We start from the raw sequence: 25,046 nt of genomic DNA, 5'->3' as shown, positions 1-25,046 counted from the left end.
GTCGCCCGCGAGGTCGGCACGGAAGGGATCCTGGGTGGTCAGGCCCGGGTGAGCGGGGTCTCCGGCATCTGGCGGGACCTGACCGACAACGTCAACTTCATGGCCTCCAACCTGACCAGCCAGGTGCGGAACATCGCCGAGGTCGCCTCGGCGGTCGCCCGGGGTGACCTCTCCAAGAAGATCACCATCGAGGCGCAGGGCGAGGTCGCGGCCCTGGCGGGCACCCTGAACACCATGGTGGACCAGCTGTCCGCGTTCGCCGTCGAGGTCACCCGGGTGGCCCGTGAGGTGGGGACGGACGGCATCCTGGGCGGCCAGGCCGGCGTCCCCGGTGTCGCGGGCATCTGGAAGGACCTGACCGACAACGTCAACCAGATGGCCAACAACCTGACCGGCCAGGTCCGCAACATCGCGCTGGTGATCACCGCGGTCGCGCGCGGAGACCTCTCGCAGAAGATCGACGTGGACGCCCGCGGCGAGATCCTCGAACTCAAGACCAGCATCAACACCATGGTGGACCAGCTGTCGGCGTTCGCGGACGAGGTCACCAGGGTGGCCCGCGAGGTGGGCACCGACGGCCGCCTCGGCGGCCAGGCCCGCGTCCCCGGTGTGGACGGCACCTGGCAGGACCTGACCGAGTCGGTGAACGAACTCGCCAACAACCTGACCCGCCAGGTGCGCGCCATCGCCCAGGCCGCCACCGCCGTGACCAGGGGCGACCTTTCGCTGCGGATCGACGTGGACGCGTCCGGAGAGCTCGACGAGCTCAAGGACAACCTCAACCAGATGATCGCCAACCTGCGCGAGACCACCCGCGCCAACCAGGAGCAGGACTGGCTCAAGACCAACCTGGCCCGGATCTCCGGTCTGCTCCAGGGCCGCCGGGACCTGGAGGCCGTCGCCTCGCTGATCATGACCGAGCTGACCCCGGTGGTCTCCGCCCAGCACGGTGCCTTCTTCCTCGCCCAGCCCGCCGGCCGGACCGCCGAGCTGATCACCGAGGACGACGACGAGAACGACACCGTTCTGCGCCTGATCGGCAGTTACGGTTACCAGCGCCGTGCGATGCCGACCACCTTCCGGCCCGGCGAGGGCCTGGTCGGCCAGGCGGCGGTGGAGAAGCGCTCGATCATCCTCAAGGAGACCCCGCCCGGCTACCTGAAGATCGCCTCGGGTCTGGGCGAGGCCAGCCCCGCCCACGTGGTGGTGCTCCCGGTGATGTTCGAGGGCCGGCTGCTCGGCGTGATCGAGCTGGCCACCTTCAGCTCCTTCACCACCGTCAACCTGGACTTCCTCAACCAGATCGCCGATCTGATCGGCGTCACCGTCAACACCATCAGCGTCAACACCAAGACCGAGGGCCTGCTGCTGGAGTCCCAGCGCCTGACCGCCGAACTCTCCATGCGGTCCGCCGAACTGGAGGCGCGGCAGGAGGAGCTGGAGCGCACCAACGAGGAGTTGCAGGAGAAGGCCGAGCAACTCGCCCAGCAGAACCGCGACATCGAGATCAAGAACAGCGAGATCGAGGAGGCCAGGCAGGTCCTGGAGGAGCGCGCCGAACAGCTCGCGCTCGCCTCGCGCTACAAGAGCGAGTTCCTCGCCAACATGTCGCACGAGCTGCGCACCCCGCTCAACTCGCTGCTGATCCTGGCCAAACTGCTCTCCGACAACAACGAGGGCAACCTCTCCGGCAAGCAGGTCGAGTTCGCCGAGACCATCCACGGTGCGGGCTCCGACCTGCTCCAGCTGATCAACGACATCCTCGACCTCTCCAAGGTCGAGGCGGGCAAGATGGACGTCCGCCCGGCCAAGATCGCCCTGGTCCAGCTGGTCGACTACGTCGAGGCCGCGTTCCGCCCGCTCACCGTGGGCAAGAGCCTCGACTTCGCGGTGATCGTCACCTCCGACCTCCCGGTCACCCTGCACACCGACGAGCAGCGGCTCCAGCAGGTGCTGCGCAACCTGCTCTCCAACGCGTTCAAGTTCACCGAGTCCGGCGCAGTCGAACTGCGGATCCGCCGCGCCGACGGCGCCCCGCAGCACGTCCGCGAGCAGCTGCTGGAGAGCGGCGCGATCACCGACCCCGACGAACCGCTGATCGCCTTCTCGGTCTCCGACACCGGCATCGGCATCCCGGACAACAAGCTGCGGGAGATCTTCGAGGCCTTCAAGCAGGCCGACGGCGGGACCAGCCGCAAGTACGGCGGGACGGGCCTCGGCCTGTCCATCAGCCGGGAGATCGCCCGCCTGCTCGGCGGCGAGATCCACGCCGAGAGCGAGCTGGGCCAGGGCTCCACCTTCACCCTCTACCTGCCGCTGCGCAGCGAGCCCCCCGGCCCGGCCGTCACGCTGGAGCGCCAGCCGTCGTCGCTGGTCAGGGCCAGTGTCGCGGTGACTCCGGCCGGCATGCCGGTGCCGGTGGGGGAGAACCCGGCGGAGCACTGGGCGCAGGAGGTGCGTGAGCTGGCGGAGGAGCGCCGCCGCGGCGAGGCCGAGCGGCGCCGGGTGGCGGCCGAGGAGCCGGTCGGCGGCCCCGGCGGCGAATCCGCCGCCCGACCGGGCGCGGCCACGCAGTTCCAGGGCCGCTTCGACGGCCAGCGGGTGCTGATCGTGGACGACGACGTCCGCAACGTCTTCGCGCTCACCAGCGTGCTGGAGCAGTACGGCCTGACGGTGCTCTACGCGGAGAACGGGCGGGCCGGCCTCGAAGTCCTGGAGCAGCACGAGGATGTGGCCGTGGTCCTGATGGACATCATGATGCCGGAGATGGACGGTTACGCGACCACCGAGGCGATCCGCCGGATGCCCCAGTTCTCCGGCCTGCCGATCATCGCGCTGACCGCCAAGGCGATGAAGGGGGACAAGGAGAAGAGCCTGGACGCGGGAGCCAACGACCACGTCACCAAGCCGGTGGAGACCGACCACCTGTTGGCGGTGATGCGCCAGTGGCTCCCCGGCAAGTAGTCGCCACGGCGCCGGGCCCGGAGATCCCGGCGCCGAACGGTGCCGCGGGAGGGCCGGGCCGGGCCGGGCCGCAGTAAAGAGGAATCCGGCTTTCCGGCCGGGCTGGCGGGTCGTGCCGGGAACCCGGTAAGGTCACCCATCGTTGCGAACAGTGACCGAACGGTGACAAGGCGTCTCATGGGTCGGCTGCCGTTCGGAGTGTCTCCACGAAGTCTGCGGGCCGCATTTGCGCACAGCGATGTGGCGGGCGAGGGGGTGCGGCTAGCATGACCGGGGCAGTGGTGGGCGGCACGCAGGTGCCTTCCCTCGGAAAACAACCGGCAGGAGGGCGGGTCCTGGTGCAGAAGGCGAAGATCCTCCTGGTAGACGACCGGCCGGAGAACCTCCTCGCACTGGAGGCGATCCTCTCGGCGCTGGACCAGACCCTGGTCCGGGCCTCGTCCGGTGAGGAGGCGTTGAAGGCGCTGCTCACCGACGACTTCGCGGTGATCCTGCTGGACGTGCAGATGCCGGGAATGGACGGCTTCGAGACGGCCGCCCACATCAAGCGCCGCGAGCGGACCAGGGACATCCCGATCATCTTCCTGACCGCGATCAACCACGGTCCGCACCACACCTTCCGGGGTTACGCGGCCGGTGCGGTCGACTACATCTCCAAACCCTTCGACCCGTGGGTGCTGCGCGCCAAGGTCTCCGTTTTCGTGGACCTCTACACCAAGAACTGCCAGCTCAAGGAGCAGGCGGCGCTGCTGCGGCTGCAGTTGGAGGCGGGCGAGCAGCAGGCCATCGGCGGTGCGCTGCTCGGCGAGCTGTCCGCGCGGCTGGCGTCGGTGGAGGAGCAGGCCGAGGCGCTCACCAAGCAGCTGGCCGGTTCGACCGAGGCGGGTGCGGCGGTCGCGGCGGCTCATCTGGAGCGCAAGCTCGCCAGTCTGCGCCAGGCGCTCGAAGCCCTGCGACCGGGCACCAACTGAGCGCCGGGAGCGCGCGGGAGGCTCCGCGCGCTCCCGGCGCGCCCCCAGGCGCCGGGTGGTCGCCGCCGGTTGTCTGACGGTCTGCCAGCGGGCCGCACGGGGCCGGCGGATGAGCGGCCTCCGCAGGGCGCGCCGGGGTGGTTCCCGCTGTCCCCGGCGGCCCTGACGGGGTGTCGGCGACACGTGGCCGGGCCCGGCGATCGGTCACATGTGCAGGGCAGACGGCCCCCGGTAGGCTGCTGACCCATGGCCACACGTATGCCCGGAAGCCCCGCACGCAACTCGAAACCCGGGCCGGCCAAGAAGGCCCCCGCCGCCAAGCCCGCCGCGAAACCCACGGTGAAACCGGGTGCGAAGCCGGCGGCGAAACCGGCGGCGAAGAAGGCCGCCGCCGCCAAGCCGCCGGTCAGGCGGGCCCCCGCGAAGAAGGCGGCCGCCAAGGCTCCGGCGTCGCCGCCGCCGCGACCGGTGCTCTTCCGGGCCGTCCGAGCGGTCTGGTTGGGCATGGCGCACAGCATCGGCTCGGTCTTCCGGGGCTTCGGCGACAGTGCCAAGAACCTCCACCCCGACCACCGCAAGGACGGGGTGGCGCTGCTGCTGCTCGCGCTGTCCCTGATCACGGCGGCCGGCACCTGGTTCAGCCCGCAGGGCTGGCTGGGCGAGGCGGCCACCAACGTGGTGTCGGGCCTGTTCGGCCGGCTCGACGTGCTGATGCCGCTGCTGCTGCTCGTGCTGGCGATCCGTCTGATGCGCCACCCCGGTGTGCCGGAGGCCAACGGCCGGGTCGCGATCGGGCTCAGCGCCCTGATCGTCGGTGTCCTCGGCCTGGTCCACATCGGCTGCGGCGCACCCGGGATGTCCACCGGAGCGACCCGGATACGGCAGGCCGGCGGCATCCTCGGCTGGGCCGCCTCGACGCCGATGATGGCCGCCGCCGGACCGCCGCTGGCCGTCCCGCTGCTGCTGCTGCTCGCCTTCTTCGGCCTGCTGGTGGTCACCGCCACGCCCGTTAACCGGATCCCCGAGCGGCTGCGCCTGCTCGGCGAGCGCCTGGGCGTCGTCGAGCCGCCGTACGGCGAGTACCCGGACGAGGCGTACGACCGCGAGTTCTCCACCGAGCCGCCCGAGGACGCCGACCCGCAAGCGCTGCCGTTCAGCATCGAGGACACGGAGGACGAGGTACCGGCCCGGCGCCGCCGCCGTCGCAGGAAGGCGGACGAGTCCGAGCCGGCCGACGCCGTCCCCGACGCGTTCGCCAAGGACCCCTACGCGACCAGGGACATCGCCGCCGGGGTCGCGGCCGAACTGGACGGCGCCCTGGTGCACGGGGTACCCGCGTCACCCGCGGTGGCAGGCATCGTGCACCAGGTGCAGGACCGCACCGCACCGCCGGAGGAACCCGCGGTCCCGGCCGCCCGCACCGCCGGGGTCGACCTGGACAAGCACGGCGGTGCGCCGGTCCGGATGGAGCAGCTCCAGCTGACCGGGGAGGGCACCTACACGCTGCCGCCGCTGGACCTGCTGGAGTTCGGCGCGCCCGCCAAGGCCCGCAGCGCCCTCAACGACGAGGTGGTGGCCCAGCTCAGCGGGGTCTTCGCGGAGTTCAAGGTGGACGCCAGGGTCACCGGTTTCACCCGCGGGCCGACGGTCACCCGCTACGAGGTCGAGCTCGGCCCGGCGGTGAAGGTCGAGCGGATCACCGCGCTGGCCAAGAACATCGCGTACGCGGTGGCCAGCCCGGACGTGCGGATCATCAGCCCGATCCCCGGCAAGTCGGCGGTCGGGGTGGAGATCCCCAACCGGGACCGGGAGATGGTCAACCTCGGCGACCTGCTGCGTTCGCGGACCGCCGCCGAGGACACCCACCCGATGGTGGTCGGCATGGGCAAGGACGTCGAGGGCCACACCGTGATGGCCAACCTCGCCAAGATGCCGCACATCCTGGTGGCCGGCGCGACCGGGGCGGGCAAGTCGTCCTGCATCAACTGCCTGATCACCTCCGTGCTGGCCAGGGCCACCCCGGACGAGGTCAAGATGGTGCTGGTCGACCCCAAGCGGGTCGAGCTGACGGCGTACGAGGGCATCCCGCACCTGATCACGCCGATCATCACCAACCCCAAGAAGGCCGCCGAGGCCCTCCAGTGGGTGGTCCGCGAGATGGACCTGCGCTACGACGACCTGGCGGCCTTCGGCTTCCGGCACGTGGACGACTTCAACGCGGCGGTCCGGTCGGGCCGGCTCACCCCGCCGCTCGGCAGCGAGCGCGAGCTGAAGCCGTACCCGTACCTGCTGGTGATCGTGGACGAGCTGGCCGACCTGATGATGGTCGCCCCGCGCGACGTCGAGGACTCGGTGGTGCGGATCACCCAGCTGGCCCGGGCGGCCGGCATCCACCTGGTGCTGGCCACCCAGCGGCCCTCGGTGGACGTGGTCACCGGGCTGATCAAGGCCAACGTCCCGAGCCGGCTGGCCTTCGCCACCTCGGCGATGGCCGACTCCCGGGTCATCCTGGACCAGCCGGGCGCCGAGAAGCTGATCGGCAAGGGCGACGCGCTCTTCCTGCCGATGGGCGCCAGCAAGCCGGTCCGGATGCAGGGCGCCTTCGTCACCGAGGCCGAGATCGCCAAGGTGGTCCAGCACTGCAAGGACCAGCTGAGCGCGACCTACCGGGACGACGTGACCGTCGGCGGCGGCCCGAAGAAGGAGATCGACGAGGAGATCGGTGACGACCTGGACCTGTTGATCCAGGCGGCCGAGCTGGTGGTCTCCACCCAGTTCGGCTCGACCTCGATGCTCCAGCGCAAGCTGCGGGTCGGCTTCGCCAAGGCCGGACGGCTGATGGACCTCATGGAGTCGCGCGGCATCGTGGGCCCGAGCGAGGGATCCAAGGCCCGCGACGTGCTGGTCAAACCGGACGAGCTGGACGCCGTCATCCTCACCATCCGGGGCTGATCCGCAGGGGTGTCCGCGCTCCGGTCTCACTCGTTCGGGGGAAGCCGGTGCGGCCCGGCCGGTGGGGAACCACCGGTCGGGCCGCCACGTCAATCCAGTCAGGGCCCGCCGGTGCGGCCACCCGGTCGAAGGGGGGTGCCACCGGCCGCCCGCCTTGGGGTGTATTCGGGCCCGTTCCGCTTGAGAAAGGCTCCACCCCCGCCCCTAGACTGTCTTCCCAGCAGATGGCCAATGCTCGAAAGGCGCTTCCAGTGACCATCGGCAAGTCCCCCCGCCGCGCCAATCGCCGGTCCTCCGCCGGTCCTTCGGGTGCCGTGCCGGAGCAGCAGGCGCCCGCCGAGCCCGCCGCCGAGGCGGAGAGCATCGGCCGGGTGCTCGCTGCCGCGCGACTGGCGGCCGGGATGACGGTCGATCAGGTGAGTGTCGGCACCCGGGTGCGGGTGCCGATCGTGCACGCCATCGAGAACGACGACTTCAGCCGCTGCGGTGGCGACTTCTACGCCCGGGGCCACATCAGGTCGATCGCCAGGGCGGTCGGTGTCGACAGCGAGCCGCTGATCGCCAGGTACGACACCGCGCACGGCGGTGCGCCGGGGCCGCATCGCCCCACCCAGCTGCTGGACACCGGACCGATCAGGGTCACCGACCACCGCCGCCCGAACTGGACGGCCGCGATGATGGCCGCGATCGTGGTGGTGGTGGCGCTGATCGGTTTCAACCTGTTCGCCGGCAGGCCGACCCACCTGGCGGCAGACTCCCCGCAGTCCGCGGCCGCCCCGCAGAGCTCCCCCGTCCAGCCGCCCGCCCCCGCGCCGAGCACCGCGCCGCCGAGCAGCGCGGCACCGAGTGCGATCGCCGGGGCCCCGGCCGACAAGGTCACCGTCAAGCTGGTCGCCGAGAAGGAGACCAGCTGGGTCTCGGCGACGGACAGCACCGGCAAGTCGCTCTTCCAGAACAACCTGGACCGGGGGACCGACCAGACCTTCACCGACCCCAAGCAGATCAAGCTGGTGATCGGCAACGCGGCCGCCGTACACGTGTACGTCAACGGCAAGGACCTCGGCCCGGCGGGTGAGGACGGCCAGGTGGTGCACCTCACATACACCCCCGGTGACCCGCAGGCGGGCTGAGCGGAACCGTACATTCGGGGCGCGCGACCTCCGGGGCGAACGGCACCGGAGCTCGCGCGTTAATCTTGGCCCTATGCCTGAACGCCGTACAGTCGCCCTTGTCACGCTCGGATGCGCCCGCAACGAGGTGGACTCCGAGGAACTCGCCGGGCGACTGGAGGCCGATGGCTGGCAGTTGGTCGACGACGCCGCCGAAGCCGATGTCGCCGTCGTCAACACCTGCGGCTTCGTCGAAGCCGCCAAGAAGGACTCCGTCGACGCCCTGCTGGAGGCCAACGACCTCAAGGGGCACGGCCGCACCCAGGCCGTCGTCGCGGTCGGCTGCATGGCCGAGCGCTACGGCAAGGAGCTCGCCGACGCGCTGCCCGAGGCGGACGGCGTGCTGGGCTTCGACGACTACGCCAGCATCTCCGACCGGCTGCAGACCATCCTCTCCGGCGGGCACCACGCGGCCCACCTCCCGCGCGACCGCCGCAAGCTGCTCCCGCTGACCCCGGTCGAGCGGCAGGCCGCCGCCGCCGAGGTCGCCCTGCCCGGCCACGGCGCCCCCGAGGACCTGCCCGAGGGCCTCGCCCCCGCCTCCGGCCCCCGCACGCTGCGCAAGCGGCTGGACGACAGCCCGGTCGCCTCGGTCAAGCTGGCCTCCGGCTGCGACCGGCGCTGCTCCTTCTGCGCCATCCCCGCCTTCCGCGGCTCCTTCATCTCCCGCCGCCCCTCCGACGTGCTGCAGGAGGCCCAGTGGCTGGCCGAGCAGGGCGTCCGCGAGGTCGTCCTGGTCAGCGAGAACAACACCTCGTACGGCAAGGACCTCGGCGACATCCGCCTCCTCGAGACGCTGCTGACCGAGATCGCCGCGATCGAGGGCATCGAGCGGGTCCGGGTCAGCTACCTGCAGCCCGCCGAGATGCGGCCCGGGCTGATCGACGTGATGACCGGTACCGACGGGGTCGTCCCGTACTTCGACCTCTCCTTCCAGCACTCCGCCCCGGCGGTGCTGCGCCGGATGCGCCGGTTCGGCAACACCGACCAGTTCCTTGAGCTGCTGAAGACCATCCGGGACAGGGCTCCGCAGGCCGGCGCCCGCTCCAACTTCATCGTCGGCTTCCCCGGTGAGACCGAGGAGGACTTCGCCGAGCTGGAGCGGTTCATCAGCCACGCCGGGCTGGACGCGATCGGCGTCTTCGGCTACTCCGACGAGGACGGCACCGAGGCCGCGACCTACGACGGGAAGCTGCCCGAGGACGTGGTCGCCGAGCGCCTGGCCAAGCTCTCCCGGCTCGCCGAGGAGCTCACCGCCCAGCGCGCCGAACAGCGGATCGGCACCGAGGTCCTGGTCCTGGTCGAGTCGGTGGAGGACGGCGTGGTCGAGGGCCGGGCGGCCCACCAGGCCCCCGAGACGGACGGTCTGACCACCCTGCTGGGCGCCGAGCACGTCAAGATCGGCGAGTTCCACCGTGCCCTCGTGGTCGGCACCGAGGGCGTCGACCTCGTCGCGGAGCTGCTTGGGGCCGGGGCATGACCCAGGGGCCGGGCGCCCCGGCAGCGCCGCACCCGGGCCGCCCGGGTGCGGCGCTGCCGCCGCAGCCGGGCCTCTGGAACATCGCCAACATCCTGACGATGGTCCGGCTGCTGCTGGTGCCCGTGTTCGTGGCGCTGCTGTTCGCAGCGGGTGGCCATGATCCCAAGTGGCGCTCGGTGGCCTGGGCCTCCTTCGCCATCGCGATGATCACCGACCTCTTCGACGGGGAGCTGGCCCGGCGCAAGGGCCTGGTCACCGACTTCGGCAAGATCGCCGACCCGATCGCGGACAAGGCGATCATGGGGTCCGCACTGATCGGCCTCTCCGTCCTCGGCGACCTCGCCTGGTGGGTCACCGTGGTCATCCTGGCCCGCGAGCTCGGCATCACCCTGCTCCGCTTCTGGGTGATCCGCTACGGCGTCATCCCCGCGAGCCGGGGCGGCAAGCTGAAGACCCTCACCCAGGGCATCGCGGTCGGCATGTACGTCCTGGTGCTCACCGGCTGGCTGGCGACCGGGCGGGCGGTGCTGATGGGCGTCGCCGTCCTGCTCACCGTCGGCACCGGGCTCGACTACATCGGACAGGCGATCCGGCTGCGCCGCGAGGGCGTGGCCAGGGAACGGGCCGGGCAGTGAACGACATCCTCCCGCCGGGCTCCCGGACGGCAGCGGGCCCCGGCGCGGCAGCGGACCGCGCAGCAGGAGCACGGCACGGGTCGGCGCACGTCCCCGGGCCGGCCGGGCTCGCGCACGCCGCGCTGCGCGGGCGCGGTGCCACGCTGGCCGTCGCCGAGTCGCTGACCGGCGGACTGCTGGCGGCGGCCCTGGTGGACGTCCCAGGTGCCTCCGAGACCTTCCGCGGCTCGGTCACCGCGTACGCCACCGACCTGAAGGCTTCGGTGCTCGGGGTGGACGAGGGCCTGCTGGCCGTCCACGGTCCGGTGCACCCGGTGGTGGCCCGGCAGATGGCCGACGGCGTCCGCAGACTGCTCGGTGCCACCTACGGACTGGCGACCACCGGCGTGGCCGGCCCCGAGCCGCAGGGCGGCCAGGAGGTCGGCACGGTGCACCTGGCGCTGGCCGGGCCCGAGGGGACCTTCGTCGTCTCGCCCCGGCTGTCGGGGTCACGTGACAGAATCCGTGCCGATGCGGTGACCGCCGCGCTGGAGTTGCTGAGCGACCGTGTAGCGGTTGAACCCCCGTCGCGCCGAGATTGCCGACTGTTTTCCTGAATTGGCACTGAACTGGCTGTCAGAGCTGGAGGATCGTGTTACACCAGATGGCCTGGCTGGGCAGAAACCAGGTAGCCGGCAAGTCGCGTGGCCTCGACTGCGGGCCCGGAGCGGGCGCGTGGACAGTCCGGGCGGGGAACAAACAGGGGAGGGGACAGCCTTGCAGCCCAGAGTGAACACGACCATGGTCCCCGCACGCGATGCGGACAAGGCGGTACGGTGGGGTCGTGACATCTCGATCCGCAGTCCGAGGAGGGAGGCACCGATGATCCTGCTCCGTCGCCTACTGGGCGATGTACTGCGTCGGCAGCGCCAGCGCCAGGGCCGCACACTCCGCGAGGTGTCGGCGGCCGCCAGGGTTTCGCTCGGTTACCTCTCCGAGGTCGAGCGGGGGCAGAAGGAGGCGTCCTCCGAGCTGCTCTCCGCCATCTGCGACGCACTCGATGTCCGGATGTCCGAAGTCATGCGCGAGGTCAGCGACGAGCTGTCGCTCGCCGAACTTGCGGCAATGGCCACCCTCTCGGAGGGTGAGCTGCTGAGGCCGGTACTCGAACCGGTTCCGCTGCCCGCTCCCGGTGTCGACCGGATGAGCGGCATCTCGCCCAAGGCCGCGGCCGTGGACGTGGTGGCGGCCTGACCGGACCTCGCCCTCCCCGCGTGCCGCGGGGGACGAGTGAAGGAGGCCGGTGGTGCGGAGAGTCCGGGCGGCATGTGCCGCCGTACGGCAGTGCGTTCTCGGGCGAATAGGCCCGGACCGGCGATGGTTCCCACCCCTGCTCCTGGCTCTGCCGGGATGCTGGCTGCTGCTGGGCAGCGGGTTCCGGAGCGGCGGCGCCGTACTCGGCGTACTGGCCCTGGGCGGCTGGGGCCTCGGTCTCGTACCGGTGCACAGCAGTCGTCTGCTGACCGGGTCACGACACCGTAAGGGTGAACCGCCGGGTGCGGAACCGGCTGCGCCGCTTGACGGGTAGCACCGGGCGGCCCTTCCGGGGCAGGAGACGGCTCTTCAGGGGCGCGGGGAACCGTGCGCGTGGCCGGCGGCTTCCCGCAGTGGGCCACTCGTGCGGTCCCCGCGCCCTCGGTGTGCCCCGGCTGACCGGGTGCGCACGGCGCGGGGGCCGCGTGCTTGCCCGCGCCCCCTGGGGAGTTGACCCGCTTGCCCCGGCGGTCAGGCGCGCAGCCGCAGGCCGCGCGGGGTCGGGTGGAATCCGGCCTGCTCCAGGAGGCGGCCCAGCTCGGAGGTGAGGGCGGCCTCGCCGTTGGCGCGCTCGATGGTGACACTGCTGCCGAGTGCGCCGTGCCGGACCGCCTCGGCCAGTGCCTCGACCGCTGCCGGGTGCGGCTGCCAGGCCAGCAGGGACTTCCCGCCGCGCTCGACGTACAGCGCCGGCTCGCCCTCGACCAGCACCACCAGGGCGCCGGCCTTGCGGCCGGGCCGGTGGGCGGCGGCGGTCGGCTTGGCACCCGAGGCGGTCGGCGGCTCCGGCCAGGCCAGGGCGGCGCCGTACGCGTTGGCCGGGTCCGCGGCGGCCAGCACCAGGACCTGCGGCGGTTCGACGCCGGTGCCGCTGCTCGGCCACCCGGTCGCGGAAGCCCGCTCCAGCCTGCCGTTGACGGCGCGCAGCCGGTCAGCCGCGCCGTCCATGGCGAACTGGGCGCCGCCGAGGCCCTCCACGAAGTACCCCCGCCGGGCCCGGCCGCGCTCCTCGAAGGCGGCCAGGACCCGGTACACCCCCGCGAAGCCGCCGGGAACGCGCTCGGCGGCGACCGTGCCCCGGGTGAGCACCCCGTGCCGGTCGAGCAGGCTCTGGGCCTGCGCGGCGGCCCGGGTGGTCGCGTCCTCGGAGAAGGCGGGCAGCAGCGACCAGCGGCCGGCGGCCGTCGGCGGGCCGGAGCGCAGCGTGCCCGCCGGGCGGCCGAAGCCGCGCCCGGCCCCGCCGTACCGGCCGCGCGGGGTGGACCGGGCGGCCCGGTGCGCGGTGGCTCCGGCCGTGCGGCCGGAGCCGAGCAGGGCACGCAGCGGCGCGAGGGTGTCGTTGGTCACACATCCGGCCCAGACCAAGTCCCAGAGGGCTTCCACGAGTTCGGGCTCGGGGGTGTCGGGGGACCGCTCGGCGAGCTGGCGGAAGAACAGGCCGTACCCGCCCGCCAGGGTGTCCAGCAGGGCGGTGTGCACGGGGGTCAGTGCGGGGGCCACCGGCTCGGGGCGGAGCAGGTGGGCGGACTCCGGCAGGTGCAGGCTGATCCAGCCGTCCTTGCCCGCCAGCGCGCCCGCGCCGGACCAGCCGACCTCGCCGGCCGCCATCAGCTCGTCCAGCGCCCCCGGGGTGTAGTCGGCGAGGCGGGCCGGGAGGATCAGCTTCTCCAGCGCGGAGGCGGGCAGTGCGGTGCCCTGGAGCTGTTCGACCACCCGCAGCAGGCCGTCCAGGCCGCGCAGCCGGTGGCCGGCCAGGTGCTGCCACTGGGGCAGGAAGGCGGCCAGCGCGCGCGGCGGGACCGGCTCGACCTCCTGGCGCAGCGCGGCCAGCGACCGGCGGCGCAGTCTGCGCAGCACCTCGGCGTCGCACCACTCGACGGTGGCGGTGTGGCCCTCGACCGGGCGGAACTCGCCCTGGACCAGGCGCCCGCCGGCGGTGAGCCGGTGCAGCGTGCCCGTGACCACGGCCGTGCCCAGGCCGAACCTCGTCGCGGCCTCCGACGAGGTGAACGGGCCGTGCGTGCGGGCGTACCGGGCGAGCAGGTCGCCCAGCGGGTCCTTCACCGGTTCGGTGAACGCCTCCGGGACGCCGACCGGCAGCGGGGTGCCGAGGGCGTCGCGCAGCCGTCCGGCGTCCTCGATCGCCGCCCAGCGCGGCTCGCCGGCGATCCGGACCCGGATGGCGCGGCGGGCCGCCTCCAGCTCGAGTGCCCAGAGCGGCTCGGCGCCGCGCGCCGTCAACTCGGCCTCGCCCAGCGGGCCGAGCAGGCGCAGCGCGTCGGCGACACCCTCGGCGTCCCTGATCCGGCGGTCGGGGGTGAGGCGTTGGAGCTCGGCCTCCAACTCGGCGAGCACGGCCGGGTCGAGCAGCTCGCGCAGTTCGGCCTGGCCGAGCAGTTCGGAGAGCAGCCGGGAGTCCAGCGAGAGGGCGGCGGCGCGGCGCTCCGCGAGCGGGGAGTCGCCCTCGTACAGGAACTGGGCGACGTAGCCGAAGAGGAGCGAGCGGGCGAACGGGGAGGGCTCGGGGGTGGTGACCTCCACCAGCCTGACGGCGCGTGACTCCAGATCGCGCATCAACTCGACCAGCCCAGGGACGTCGAACACGTCCTGGAGGCATTCGCGGACGGCTTCGAGGACGATCGGGAAGGAGCCGTACTCGGCGGCCACCTGGAGGAGTTGCGACGCGCGCTGGCGCTGCTGCCACAGGGGCGTGCGCCTGCCGGGGCTGCGCCGGGGGAGCAGGAGAGCGCGCCCGGCGCACTCGCGGAAGCGGGAGGCGAACAGCGCGGAACCGCCGACCTGGTCGGTGACGAGCTGTTCGACCTCCTCGGCGTCGAAGAGCGCGGCGTCGGCACCGACCGGGGCCTCGTCGGAGGTGGGCCCGTCGACGGGGAAGTCGAGCAGGTCGGCGTCGGGGAGGCGGAGCACGATCCCGTCGTCGGCGTGCATCACCTGTGGGTCCAGGCCGTGCTTCTCGCGCAGGCGGGCGCCGAGGGCGAGGGCCCAGGGGGCGTGCACCTGGGCGCCGAAGGGGGAGTGGATGACGATCCGCCAGTCGCCGAGCTCGTCGCGGAAGCGCTCGACCACGATGGTGCGGTCGTCCGGCAGGTGGCCGCAGGCGGCCCGCTGCTCGGCGAGGTAGCTGAGCAGATTGCCCGCCGCCCAGTCGTCCAGACCGGCGGCCCTGAGCCGCCCGGTGGCCTGATCGGGCGTGAGGGAGCCCAGCTCGCGGACGAAGGCGCCCACGGCGCGGCCGAGTTCGAGCGGACGGCCGAGGGTGTCGCCCTTCCAGAACGGGAGCCGCCCCGGGATGCCGGGGGCCGGGGTGACCAGCACCTTGTCGTGGGTGATCTCCTCGATCCGCCAGGAGGTGGTGCCCAGGGTGAAGACATCGCCGACCCGGGACTCGTACACCATCTCCTCGTCCAGCTCGCCGACCCGGCCGCCGCCCTTCTTCGGATCGGTGCCGACGATGAAGACGCCGAACAGGCCGCGGTCGGGGATGGTGCCGCCGGAGGTGACGGCGAGGCGCTGCGCGCCGGGGCGGCCGGTGACCGTGCCCGCCACCCGGTCCCACACCAGGCGGGGGCGCAACTCGGCGAAGGCGTCCGAGGGGTAGCGGCCGGCGAGCATGTCGAGCACGGCGTCGAAGGCGGACTGCGGCAGGGTGGCGAAGGGCGCGGCCCGGCGGACCAGGGTGAGCAGCTCGTCCACGTCCCAGGTGTCCAGGGCGGTGATCGCGACCAGCTGCTGCGCCAGCACGTCCAGCGGGTTGCGCGGGATGCGCAGGGCCTCGATCCGGCCGGCGCGCATCCGCTCGGTCACCACCGCCGACTGCACCAGGTCGCCCCGGTACTTGGGGAACACCACGCCGGTGGAGACCGCCCCGACCTGGTGGCCCGCCCGGCCGACCCGCTGCAGGCCCGAGGCGACCGAGGGCGGCGACTCGACCTGGACCACCAGCTCCACCGCGCCCATGTCGATGCCCAGTTCCAGGCTGGAGGTCGCCACCACGGCGGGCAGCCGGCCGGCCTTCAACTCCTCCTCGACCTGGGCGCGCTGCTCCTTGGAGACCGACCCGTGGTGCGCCCTGGCCAGCACCGGGGGAGCGCCCTTGGCGACGCCCGACTCGGCCATCAGCTGCGCCGGGGCGTACGACTCGGGCAGGGGCTCGCCGGTGGCGCGCTCGACCGCGATCTCGTTCAGCCGGTTGCAGAGCCGCTCGGCGAGGCGGCGGGAGTTGGCGAAGACGATGGTCGAGCGGTGGGCCTGGACCAGGTCGACGATCCGCTCCTCGACGTGCGGCCAGATCGACGCTCCGTCGGCCTGGCGGCCGGGCGGCGGCCCCGGCCGGGACGGGTCGTCGTCCACGGCGGCCGGCAGGTCGGCCAGATCGGCGACCGGGACGACCACCGAGAGGTCGAACCGCTTGGCGGAGGGCGGCTGGACGACCACCGCCCCGCGCTGCGGGCTGAGGAACCTGGCCACCTCCTCGACCGGCCGGACGGTCGCGGAGAGGCCGATCCGGCGGGCCGGGCGCTCCAGCAGCTCGTCGAGCCGCTCCAGGCTGAGGGCCAGGTGGGCACCGCGCTTCGTGCCGGCGACGGCGTGCACCTCGTCCAGGATCACGGTGTCGATGCCGCGCAGTGCCTCCCGGGAGGCGGAGGTCAGCAGCAGGAAGAGCGACTCCGGGGTGGTGATCAGGATGTCCGGCGGATGGTTGGCGAAGCGGCGGCGGTCGGCGGCGGGGGTGTCGCCCGAGCGGATGGCCACCTGCACCTCGGGCTCGGGCAGGCCCAGCCGGACGGCGGCCTGGCGCAGCCCGGCGAGCGGCGCCCGGAGGTTGCGCTCGACGTCCACCGCGAGGGCCTTGAGCGGGGAGATGTAGAGCACCCGGCAGCGGTGCCCGGGGTCGGCGGGCGGCGGGGTGCTGCTGAGCCGGTCGAGCGCGGACAGGAAGGCCGCCAGCGTCTTGCCGGAGCCGGTGGGGGCGACCACCAGGACGTCCGTCTGCCGCTGGATGGCGGCCCAGGCCTGGGCCTGGGCGGTGGTGGGCGCGGTGAAGGCACCCGCGAACCAGGCCCTGGTCGCGGGGGCGAAGCCCGCGAGCGGGTCGGGGGCGTCCAGAGGCTCCTCGCCGGTACGTCGCGCCATGTCCCCATGGTGCAGCCGGCCACTGACAACCGGGGTCGGCGGCCGACGGCGGGGTCGGGGACGGCACTGCCACGGGGCCGGTACTGCCACGGGGTCGGGACGGCCCATGGGGTCGGGACGGCACTGCCACGGGGACGGGGCCGCAGGGCCGACGGCCTGGGGCGGGCGGCCGTCTGACCTAGTCCAACGGGTCAATTCGGATAATCAGCTCATATCGTGATGAGTCAGTCCGGTGATCACGGGGGACGAGGAGCGGAGGCGGTGCGATGGGACGGGTCGGTCCGGCCGACGGCGGGCCCGCGAAGCGCCCGAGCGGCCCCGTGCGCGCGTTGCTGGCCATGCTGCTGACCGCCCTGCTGCTCGGCGGCGCGGTCCCGTACGTGTCCGGGCCCGGCCGCTCGTACCTCAGCTACCTGGTGCTGGCCGACGGGCAGGACGCCCAGGGCACCACCCGGGCGGCCGGGCTCGCCAGGGCGGCGGGCGGACAGGTGGTCCAGGAGTACCCGCAGATCGGGGCGGTGCTCGTGTACGCCGCCGCCGGCTTCGGTGAGCGGCTGCGCGGGAGGCCCGGGGTGGCCGCGGTCGGTGCGACCCGGACCGAGGCGGTGCCCAGCCCGCCGGGCGCGCTCGCGGGCATCGGCGACTTCCGGCGCGGCAGCGACGCGCTGAGGGCCGCCGGGGCCGGCCGGTCGGCCATCCGCCACCCCGGGGGCGCGCAGGACTGCGCGACCAGAGCGCTGCGGACCTGCCCGCGCTCCGGCCCCCCTGCCCGCGCCCCCGGGGGGTGTGACCTGCACCGTCGGGCCGGGTGCGGCACTGCCGCCGCCCCTTCCGTGTGGGCCGCCGACCCCTCTGTGCGGGCCGCCGCTCCGGGCGACGTCCGGCCGCCGTCGGCGGAGGCGTCGGGTGGATGGGCGGAGACGTCGAGCGGATGGGGCGAGGCCGAGGCGACCACCCCCGACCCGGGTGAGTCCGCCGACTGGAACCTCGCGATGATCGGCGCGGTCGAAGCCCCGGAACGCATCGCCCTGCTGCGCAGCCCGGCCGCCGACCACGGCTCGAACCGGCCGCTGCCCTCCGTCCAGCAGCTGCGCCGGGTGCTGGTCGCGGTGCTCGACTCCGGGGTCGACGACACCCACCCGGACCTGCGCAGTGCCGTGGATCCGACCGCGTCCGCCTCCTGCGCCGACGGCCGTCCGGACCCGCGGTACGGGGCCTGGCGCCCCGACGAGGGGGTGACCGAGAGCGGGCACGGCACCCATGTGGCCGGGATCGTCGGTGCGGCCCGGGACGGCAGGGGGGTCACCGGGGTCGCCCCGGGCGTACGGATCGCGGCCGTCCGGCTGCTCGGACCGCTCGGCCAGTACTACGCGGAGAACATCGTCTGCGGGGTGCTCTGGGCGGCCGACCACGGGGCCAAGGCGATCAACGACAGCTACTTCGCCGACCCGTGGAAGTACAACTGCCCCGAGGACCCGGACCAGGCCGCGCTGATCATGGCCGTCGGCCGGGCCGTCGGTTACGCCCAGCGGCAGGGTGCCGTGGTGGTGGCCTCCGCCGGAAACGACGGCCAGGACCTCGCCGCCGCCCGGACCGACCAGCGCAGCCCGAACGACCGGACCTCGGGACCGGCCCAGGACCGGCACCTCGGCACCGAGTGCATCCGCCTTCCCGGTGAGCTGCCCGGCGTGCTGGCGGTCGGCGCGGTGGACCGCAGCGGGATGCCGACCGCGTACTCCAACTACGGGCGGGACCGGATCTCGCTGACCGCCCCCGGCGGCGACCCGGACGGCGGGGTGATCGGCGCGATCGTCTCGGACTGGCCCGGCGGCCAGTACGCCGCACTGGCCGGCACCTCGATGGCCGCCGCCCACGTGACCGGGGCCGTCGCGGTGGTGGCCGCCGAGCACCCGGACTGGAGCCCGGACCGGACGGTCGCCCTGCTGGCCCAGGCGGCTGCGGCCAACTGCCCGGTCGGGCAGGGGCGTTGTGCCGAGCGCGACTTCTACGGCGCCGGAGTGCTGGCGCTGCCCAGGGAGTGACGGGCGCGGACGCAGCGGGACGGCCCGGACGGCCCGGACCGGACGGCCCGGACCGGAAAACGGGGTGCGGCCGGGCGGCGGGCCAGGGGATCATCGCGGGATGTTTGTTCATCTGGAGACCGAACGCCTGATCCTGCGCCGGTTCACCGCCGAGGACACCGACCTGCTGGTCGAACTCGACTCCGACCCCGAGGTGATGCGCTACCTGACCGGGGGCCGGGCCACGCCCCGGGAGGCGGTGCAGGACCGGATCCTGCCGCTGTTCTTCTCCTACTACCGGCGCTTCCCGGCGCTCGGGTACTGGGCGGCGCTGCGGCGCGACACCGGTGAGTTCCTGGGGTGGTTCGAGTTCCGCCCGCCGGACGTCGAGCGCCCCGGCGAGGTCGAACTCGGCTACCGGCTGCGCCGCCCCGCCTGGGGGCACGGCTACGCCACCGAGGGTGCGCGCGCACTGATCCGCAAGGGGTTCACCGAGCCCGGCGTGGAACGGGTGTTCGCCTGCACCATGACGGTCAACCGGGGCTCGCGCGGGGTGATGGAGAAGTCCGGCCTGCGCTACGTCCGGACCTTCTTCGCGGACTGGCCGGAGAGCATCGAGGGCTCCGAGCACGGCGAGGTCGAGTACGCGCTGGAGCGGGCCGAGTGGCACGGGCTCCAGCAGGGCGCGCGCTGACGGAGGGGATACTGGAGGCCATGAGGCTGACCGAGTTCTGGCGACGGATGTACGAGCACTTCGGCGAGGCGTACGCCGGGTCCTTCGCGAGCGACCACGTGATGAGCGAACTCGGTGGGCGGACCGTCCGGCAGGCGCTGGAGGCGGGCTGGGAGGCCAAGGACGTCTGGCGGGTGGTCTGCGACACCCAGGGGGTCTCGGCGCTGCTGCGCTGAAGCCCCGCACCGTGGGCCACCCGGCGCGGCCGGGGCCCGGCGCACCGGGGCGGGCGCCCGCCGGTTCCCGGGAGGCCATGGGTGAGACTGGGCGGGTGGTTAGTAGCGCAGAGAATCAGAACCCTGACCGGACCGCCTCCGACCAAGACTCTCCACCCGCCCGCCGCGGTGCCCTCTGGGGCGAGGCGATGCCGCGCTGGCTGCCCAAGGCGATGATGCTGGCCCTCCTCCTGATCGGCCTCTTCAAGCTCGCCGACTGGGCGTTCCACCAGCTCATCGACCTCTTCGTGATGCTGCTGGTGGCCTTCTTCCTGTCGCTCGCGATCGAGCCGGCGGTGGACCGGATGGCCGCCCGCGGCATACGCCGCGGGGTCGGCACCTTCCTGGTCTTCATCGGCCTGGCGATCGCGGTCGCGGGCTTCCTCACCTCGCTCGGCACGCTGCTGGTGGACCAGGTGGCGAAGATCGCGGGCGATCTGCCGCACCTGGTCGACAACCTGATCGGCTGGATCAACCGGACGTTCCACCAGAACCTGTCGATGGATCAGCTCCAGCAGCGGGTGCTCAAGGACTCGGGGAGCATCGAGAAGTACGCCCAGCAGGCCGCGGACAACGTGTGGGGCCTGTCCAGCACGCTGATCGGCGGGCTGTTCCAGGCCTTCACGGTCGGCCTGTTCACCTTCTACCTCACCGCCGACGGACCCCGGGTGCGGCGGACCGTCTGCTCGCTGCTGCCGCCCGCCAAGCAGGCGGAGGTGCTGCGGGCCTGGGAGATCGCGCTGGCCAAGACCGGCGGTTACCTCTACTCCCGGGCCCTGCTGGCGGTCGCCTCGGCCATCGGGCACTGGGTCATGTTCGCGGCCCTCGGGCTTCCCTACGCGGTGGCGCTGGCGGTCTGGGTCGGGGTGATGTCGCAGTTCGTCCCGACCATCGGCACCTACCTGGCCGGGGCGCTGCCGGTGCTGGTCGCGCTCACCGTGCGGCCGGTGGACGCGCTCTGGGTGCTGGCCTTCGTCATCGTCTACCAGCAGATCGAGAACTACCTGCTGCACCCCCGGATCACCGCGAAGACGGTGGACGTGCACCCGGCGGTGGCCTTCGGCGCGGTGATCGCCGGGGCGGCGTTGCTGGGTGCGGTGGGTGCGCTGATCGCGATCCCGGCCGCCGCCACGCTGCAGGGCTTCGTCGGGACATACGTCCGCCGGTACGAGGTCGCGACCGACCCGCGGATCGACCGCGGCGAGGAGCGCAAGCGGGCCGCCAGGGAGCGCAGGCTGGAGACCGCGCGCCGGTTGCGGCGGATGGTGAGGGGTGGCGGATCGGGTGATTCCGCAGGTCAGGGCAGGGGGGACGAAGAGAGGTAGGCGCTTCCGTTCGATTCGAACACCTGTTCCCTATACTGTTCGGTGGCGAGTTTTCCACAGGCGGAGCCCGATCCGGGTCGATTGTCGGTGGGACGCGCTAGCGTCGAGACCGATGAAGCGCACAGCACAGAACCCGAGGGTGGAAGCCATGGCAGGTACGGACCGCGAGAAGGCTCTTGAGACCGCACTCGCCCAGATTGAGCGGCAGTTCGGCAAGGGCTCGGTGATGCGCCTGGGCGAGAAGGCCAACGAGCCGATCGACGTGATCCCCACCGGGTCCACGGCCCTCGACATCGCCCTCGGTGTCGGCGGTATCCCGCGCGGCCGGGTCGTCGAGATCTACGGCCCCGAGTCCTCCGGCAAGACCACGCTGACCCTGCACCTGGCGGCCAACGCCCAGCGCATGGGCGGCACGGTCGCGTTCGTGGACGCGGAGCACGCGCTCGACCCGGAGTACGCCAAGAAGCTCGGCGTGGACACCGACGCCCTGCTGGTCAGCCAGCCGGACACCGGTGAGCAGGCCCTGGAGATCACGGACATGCTGATCCGCTCCGGCGCGATCGACCTCGTGATCATCGACTCCGTCGCGGCGCTCGTCCCGCGCGCGGAGATCGAGGGCGAGATGGGCGACTCGCACGTCGGTCTGCAGGCCCGGCTGATGAGCCAGGCGCTGCGCAAGATCGCCGGTGCGCTGAACCAGTCGAACACCACCGCGATCTTCATCAACCAGCTGCGCGAGAAGATCGGCGTGATGTTCGGTTCCCCGGAGACCACGACCGGTGGCCGGGCGCTGAAGTTCTACGCCTCGGTCCGGCTGGACATCCGCCGTATCGAGACCCTGAAGGACGGCACCGAGGCGGTCGGTAACCGCACCCGGGTCAAGGTGGTCAAGAACAAGGTGGCCGCACCGTTCAAGCAGGCCGAGTTCGACATCCTCTACGGCATCGGCATCAGCCGCGAGGGCGGTCTGATCGACATGGGCGTCGAGCACGGCTTCATCCGCAAGTCGGGTGCCTGGTACACCTACGAGGGCGACCAGCTCGGCCAGGGCAAGGAGAACGCCCGCAACTTCCTGCGGGACAACCCGCAGCTGGCCGACGAGATCGAGAAGAAGATCAAGACCAAGCTGGGCATCGGTGTGAAGGGCGACGCCGAGGCCGACGCCGCCGGGCCGGCCGTCGAGGTCGAGGGTGCCGCCAAGCCGATCACCGCGACGGCGACCAAGACTGCGGCGACGAAGAAGGCCGCGGCCGCCAAGGCCTGAGTCCGGTGAGGCACGAGGACGAGCGGTCGCCGGGCACCGCCCCCGGCGGCCCCGGTGATCCCGCTGACCACGGGCCACCGGACTGGTGGACGGGCAGCGCGGAGGAGGAGGCGCCGGGCGACCTGACGGAGCTCGGGGTGGTCCGGGCCTCCGAGCTGCCCACGGGGCGCCGTCGTCGACGGACGGCCGTGGCCGCCGAGGACTCGTCGGCCTTCGTCGTGGCCGTCCCCGACGCGCCCTTCCCCGACGGCCCGGTCCGGGAGCGGCGGCGCAGCACCCGAGCTGAGGGGCGCCGCGCAGCCGGCGAGGGGCGCGGCGAGCGTGCGGAGCGGTCCGAACGCCGGGCCCGCTCGGTGAGGTCGGAGCGCCCGGAGAAGGCGGCACGGGAGGAGACCGCCGATCCGGCGGCCCGGGCGCGGGACATCTGCCTGCGCCTGCTCACCGGCACCGCCAAGACCCGCAAGCAGCTGGCCGACGCGCTGCGCAGGCGGGAGATCCCCGACGAGGTCGCGGAGGAGGTGCTCGCACGGTACGAGGAGGTCGGCCTGATCGACGACGCGGCGTTCGCCGAGGCGTGGGTCGAGTCGAGGCACGCCGTCCGGGGCCTGTCCCGGCGGGCGCTGACCCAGGAGCTCCGGACCAAGGGGGTGGCCGGTGACCTGGTCGAGCAGGCGGTCGCCCAGCTGGACGAGGACGACGAGACGGCGGCCGCCCGCGCACTGGTCGACCGGAAGCTCAGGTCGACCCGGGGGTTGGAGCGGGACACCCGGATGCGCCGCCTGGTCGGTGTGCTGGCCCGGCGCGGCTACTCGGAGGGGCTGGCCTTCCGGGTGGTGCGGAACGCCTTGAGCGAGGAGGAGGCGGAGAACGGCGGCTCGGCGGAAGGCTGGTGACATCGATCGAGGTCGGTCAGGTCGCGGCCGCATCTTGACCGTTTCGTGACCCGCACCTAGCCTCGCAAGCAGTGAGGGGCCACTTCGATCATGTCGCTCTCCCGGCAGACCCGTCGGCCGCAGTCCGCGGTCGGGTGCGCCGGGCCGGGCGGCGCCGGTCGGAGTCGGATCGGTGCTGCTCACCGCCCTGCGACCCTCGGGCCCTCTGATCGCGGGAGCGGCCGAGCGCGCGGGGACGGGAGTGGAGCGGATGAAGCTCGCGACGGGTGCCGGGCCAGTGGCCGCCGTGCTGTCGGCAGGACTCCTCTGCCTGCTCCTCCTGCTCCTGGTCGCCGCGATGACGGTCCGTAGAGTGCGGGTCGCCCGCTTGCGTGCCGTCGAGGAGGCGGAGCGGATCCGGGAATCGGCCGAGGGCCACGCGGCGCAGCTGCGCGCCGAACTCGACCGCCGGGAGGAGCGGCTCACCGAGGAGCTCCGCCGCCTGCGCACGCAGGAGGAGCGACTGTCCTTGGGGGTCGCCGAGTTGTCCCGGCGGAAGTCCGAAGTGCGGGCGCTGGAGGAGCAGTCCAGGAGCGCGCTGGAGCGGACGGCCGGTCTGACGGTGGACCAGGCCAGGTCGGAGCTGGTGCGGACGATCGAGGCCGAGGCCAGGCGGGAAGCCGTCGTGGCCGTACGGGAGATCGAGCGGCGGGCGAAGGCGGAGGGGGAGCAGCGGGCCCGGGAGATCGTCGCCGGATCGATCCAGCGGCTGGCGGCCGAGCAGACCGCGGAGACCGCGGTCACCGCCTTGCGGTTGCCCAGTGAGGACATGAAGGGTCGGATCATCGGCCGGGAGGGCCGCAACATCCGTGCGTTCGAGGCGGTCACCGGGGTCAACCTGATCGTGGACGACACCCCCGAGCAGGTCCAGCTCTCCTGCTTCGACCCGGTACGCCGGGAGACCGCCCGACTGACCCTGGAGGCGCTGGTCGCGGACGGACGGATCCACCCGGCCCGGATCGAGGAGGTCCACGGCCGCAGTCGGACCGAGGTCGAACGGCTCTGCCTGCGGGCCGGCGAGGACGCGCTGCTGTCCACCGGGATCGGCGACATACACCCCGAACTGGTCCGGGTGCTGGGCAGGTTGCGCTACCGGACGTCCTACGGGCAGAACGTGCTCGGGCACCTGGTGGAGTCCGCGCACATCGCCGGGATGATGGCGGCCGAGCTGGGCGTGGACGTCGAGGTGGTGAAGCGGGCCGCGCTGCTGCACGACATCGGGAAGGCGATGACCCACGAGGTCGCGGGCAGCCATGCGGCGATCGGGGCCGAGTTCGCCCGTCGGCACGGCGAGGCGGACGAGGTGGTGCACGCGATCGAGGCGCACCACGGGGAGGTCGAGGCGCGGACGGTGGAGGCGGTGCTGACCCAGGCCGCCGACGCCTGCTCGGGCGGACGTCCGGGCGCTCGGCGGGAGTCGGTGGAGGCGTACGTGCGGCGGCTGGAGCGGCTGGAGGAGATCGCGGGGGCGCACGACGGGGTGGCGAAGGTGTTCGCCATGCAGGCGGGGCGGGAGGTGCGGGTGATGGTGCAGCCGGAGGTGGTGGACGACCTCGGTGCGCAGTTGATCGCGCGTGAGGTGGCCAGGCAGGTGGCGGAGGAGCTGACCTACCCGGGGCAGATCCGGATCACCGTGGTCCGGGAGAGCCGGGCGACGGAGTTCGCCCGCTGAACCCGTCCGCCGGGGCCGCGGGGATCCGCCTGGGCGGAGGGCTCCGGCGTGGCACCCTCCCCGGGGGAGCTCCGGTGCGGTGCCACCGCCGGGGAGCCCCCCGGCGCCGTAGGCAGCCTCCCCGGCGGGTCGGCCGCCTTCCGGGTTCTCCGCGTCCGGGTTCTCCGCGTCCTAGTGCCGCGTCAGACAACCTTTGCCCTGGCCTGGATACGGTGAGGCCGTGAGTGGAAGAGATCAGCCAGACCTGGACGAGATCGAGTCGTGGT

At 72.9% G+C, this 25,046-nt stretch carries 16 protein-coding genes; 15 read left to right on the top strand and 1 reads right to left on the bottom strand.

Annotated elements, in window-relative coordinates; all coding sequences use genetic code 11:
- From ACFC1R_RS34335 to ACFC1R_RS34300, 8 genes are all read left to right on the top strand, one after another.
- Positions 1-2,964 (top strand): HAMP domain-containing protein (locus ACFC1R_RS34335; protein WP_375945474.1); only part of this gene is annotated, 2,964 nt, incomplete at its 5' end.
- 335 nt (positions 2,965-3,299) lie between these two features.
- Positions 3,300-3,935, top strand: a complete 636-nt coding sequence (locus ACFC1R_RS34330; protein WP_375945483.1) for a two-component system response regulator — start codon at positions 3,300-3,302, stop codon at positions 3,933-3,935.
- Positions 3,936-4,181: 246 nt separating this feature from the next.
- Positions 4,182-6,887, top strand: a complete 2,706-nt coding sequence (locus tag ACFC1R_RS34325; protein WP_375945472.1) for a DNA translocase FtsK — start codon at positions 4,182-4,184, stop codon at positions 6,885-6,887.
- Between the two features lie 224 nt (positions 6,888-7,111).
- Positions 7,112-8,017 carry a helix-turn-helix domain-containing protein gene (locus tag ACFC1R_RS34320; RefSeq protein WP_375945470.1) on the top strand — a complete coding sequence of 302 codons (906 nt, stop codon included), beginning with the start codon at positions 7,112-7,114 and terminating at the stop codon, positions 8,015-8,017.
- Between the two features lie 73 nt (positions 8,018-8,090).
- Complete coding sequence (gene rimO, locus ACFC1R_RS34315; RefSeq protein ID WP_375945468.1) at positions 8,091-9,536, top strand: 30S ribosomal protein S12 methylthiotransferase RimO; 1,446 nt, start codon at positions 8,091-8,093, stop codon at positions 9,534-9,536.
- Positions 9,533-10,171 carry a CDP-diacylglycerol--glycerol-3-phosphate 3-phosphatidyltransferase gene (pgsA, locus tag ACFC1R_RS34310; protein ID WP_375945466.1) on the top strand — a complete coding sequence of 213 codons (639 nt, stop codon included), beginning with the start codon at positions 9,533-9,535 and terminating at the stop codon, positions 10,169-10,171. Before rimO ends, pgsA begins: the two co-directional genes overlap by 4 nt.
- 122 nt (positions 10,172-10,293) lie before the next feature.
- Positions 10,294-10,767 carry a CinA family protein gene (locus ACFC1R_RS34305; RefSeq protein WP_375945481.1) on the top strand — a complete coding sequence of 158 codons (474 nt, stop codon included), beginning with the start codon at positions 10,294-10,296 and terminating at the stop codon, positions 10,765-10,767.
- Positions 10,768-11,032: 265 nt separating this feature from the next.
- Positions 11,033-11,404 carry a helix-turn-helix domain-containing protein gene (locus ACFC1R_RS34300; protein WP_045302444.1) on the top strand — a complete coding sequence of 124 codons (372 nt, stop codon included), beginning with the start codon at positions 11,033-11,035 and terminating at the stop codon, positions 11,402-11,404.
- Between the two features lie 531 nt (positions 11,405-11,935).
- Here the strand turns inward: ACFC1R_RS34300 and ACFC1R_RS34295 are convergent.
- Positions 11,936-16,618, bottom strand: a complete 4,683-nt coding sequence (locus tag ACFC1R_RS34295; RefSeq protein ID WP_375945464.1) for an ATP-dependent helicase — start codon at positions 16,616-16,618, stop codon at positions 11,936-11,938.
- Positions 16,619-16,884: 266 nt separating this feature from the next.
- Here ACFC1R_RS34295 and ACFC1R_RS34290 point away from each other — a divergent pair, with 266 nt between their 5' ends.
- The 7 genes from ACFC1R_RS34290 (at position 16,885) to rny (ending at position 24,780) form a co-directional block, all read left to right on the top strand.
- Positions 16,885-18,660 carry a S8 family serine peptidase gene (locus tag ACFC1R_RS34290; protein WP_375945462.1) on the top strand — a complete coding sequence of 592 codons (1,776 nt, stop codon included), beginning with the start codon at positions 16,885-16,887 and terminating at the stop codon, positions 18,658-18,660.
- A gap of 100 nt (positions 18,661-18,760) precedes the next feature.
- Positions 18,761-19,333 (top strand): GNAT family N-acetyltransferase, encoded by a 573-nt coding sequence (locus ACFC1R_RS34285; protein ID WP_375945460.1) that lies wholly within the window; start codon positions 18,761-18,763, stop codon positions 19,331-19,333.
- A gap of 20 nt (positions 19,334-19,353) precedes the next feature.
- Positions 19,354-19,548, top strand: a complete 195-nt coding sequence (locus ACFC1R_RS34280; RefSeq protein WP_375945458.1) for a DUF3046 domain-containing protein — start codon at positions 19,354-19,356, stop codon at positions 19,546-19,548.
- Positions 19,549-19,736: 188 nt separating this feature from the next.
- Positions 19,737-20,912 carry an AI-2E family transporter gene (locus ACFC1R_RS34275; RefSeq protein ID WP_375945456.1) on the top strand — a complete coding sequence of 392 codons (1,176 nt, stop codon included), beginning with the start codon at positions 19,737-19,739 and terminating at the stop codon, positions 20,910-20,912.
- Positions 20,913-21,060: 148 nt separating this feature from the next.
- Positions 21,061-22,176, top strand: a complete 1,116-nt coding sequence (gene recA / locus ACFC1R_RS34270; protein WP_375945454.1) for a recombinase RecA — start codon at positions 21,061-21,063, stop codon at positions 22,174-22,176.
- A 5-nt stretch (positions 22,177-22,181) separates the two neighbouring features.
- Entirely contained in the window at positions 22,182-23,069 is an 888-nt protein-coding gene (locus ACFC1R_RS34265; RefSeq protein WP_375945452.1) for a regulatory protein RecX, read from the top strand.
- A gap of 250 nt (positions 23,070-23,319) precedes the next feature.
- Complete coding sequence (gene rny / locus ACFC1R_RS34260) at positions 23,320-24,780, top strand: ribonuclease Y (RefSeq protein WP_375945450.1); 1,461 nt, start codon at positions 23,320-23,322, stop codon at positions 24,778-24,780.
- Positions 24,781-25,046 lie beyond the last annotated feature (266 nt).

The sequence above is a fragment of the Kitasatospora sp. NPDC056138 genome, from assembly GCF_042264695.1.
Lineage (GTDB): Bacteria > Actinomycetota > Actinomycetes > Streptomycetales > Streptomycetaceae > Kitasatospora.
Note: the sequence above shows the minus strand (reverse complement) of the source record. Positions and strands in the feature narration are given on the sequence as shown.

Excerpts from the sequence above, each read along its gene's own strand:
- ACFC1R_RS34325 (WP_375945472.1), top strand. The coding sequence starts at position 4,182 with ATGGCCACACGTATGCCCGGAAGCCCCGCACGCAACTCGAAACCCGGG.
- ACFC1R_RS34320 (WP_375945470.1), top strand. The coding sequence starts at position 7,112 with ATGGCCAATGCTCGAAAGGCGCTTCCAGTGACCATCGGCAAGTCCCCC.
- rimO (WP_375945468.1), top strand. The coding sequence starts at position 8,091 with ATGCCTGAACGCCGTACAGTCGCCCTTGTCACGCTCGGATGCGCCCGC.
- pgsA (WP_375945466.1), top strand. The coding sequence starts at position 9,533 with ATGACCCAGGGGCCGGGCGCCCCGGCAGCGCCGCACCCGGGCCGCCCG.
- ACFC1R_RS34300 (WP_045302444.1), top strand. The coding sequence starts at position 11,033 with ATGATCCTGCTCCGTCGCCTACTGGGCGATGTACTGCGTCGGCAGCGC.
- ACFC1R_RS34295 (WP_375945464.1), bottom strand. The coding sequence starts at position 16,618 with ATGGCGCGACGTACCGGCGAGGAGCCTCTGGACGCCCCCGACCCGCTC.
- ACFC1R_RS34290 (WP_375945462.1), top strand. The coding sequence starts at position 16,885 with ATGGGACGGGTCGGTCCGGCCGACGGCGGGCCCGCGAAGCGCCCGAGC.
- ACFC1R_RS34285 (WP_375945460.1), top strand. The coding sequence starts at position 18,761 with ATGTTTGTTCATCTGGAGACCGAACGCCTGATCCTGCGCCGGTTCACC.
- ACFC1R_RS34280 (WP_375945458.1), top strand. The coding sequence starts at position 19,354 with ATGAGGCTGACCGAGTTCTGGCGACGGATGTACGAGCACTTCGGCGAG.
- ACFC1R_RS34275 (WP_375945456.1), top strand. The coding sequence starts at position 19,737 with ATGCCGCGCTGGCTGCCCAAGGCGATGATGCTGGCCCTCCTCCTGATC.
- recA (WP_375945454.1), top strand. The coding sequence starts at position 21,061 with ATGGCAGGTACGGACCGCGAGAAGGCTCTTGAGACCGCACTCGCCCAG.
- rny (WP_375945450.1), top strand. The coding sequence starts at position 23,320 with ATGAAGCTCGCGACGGGTGCCGGGCCAGTGGCCGCCGTGCTGTCGGCA.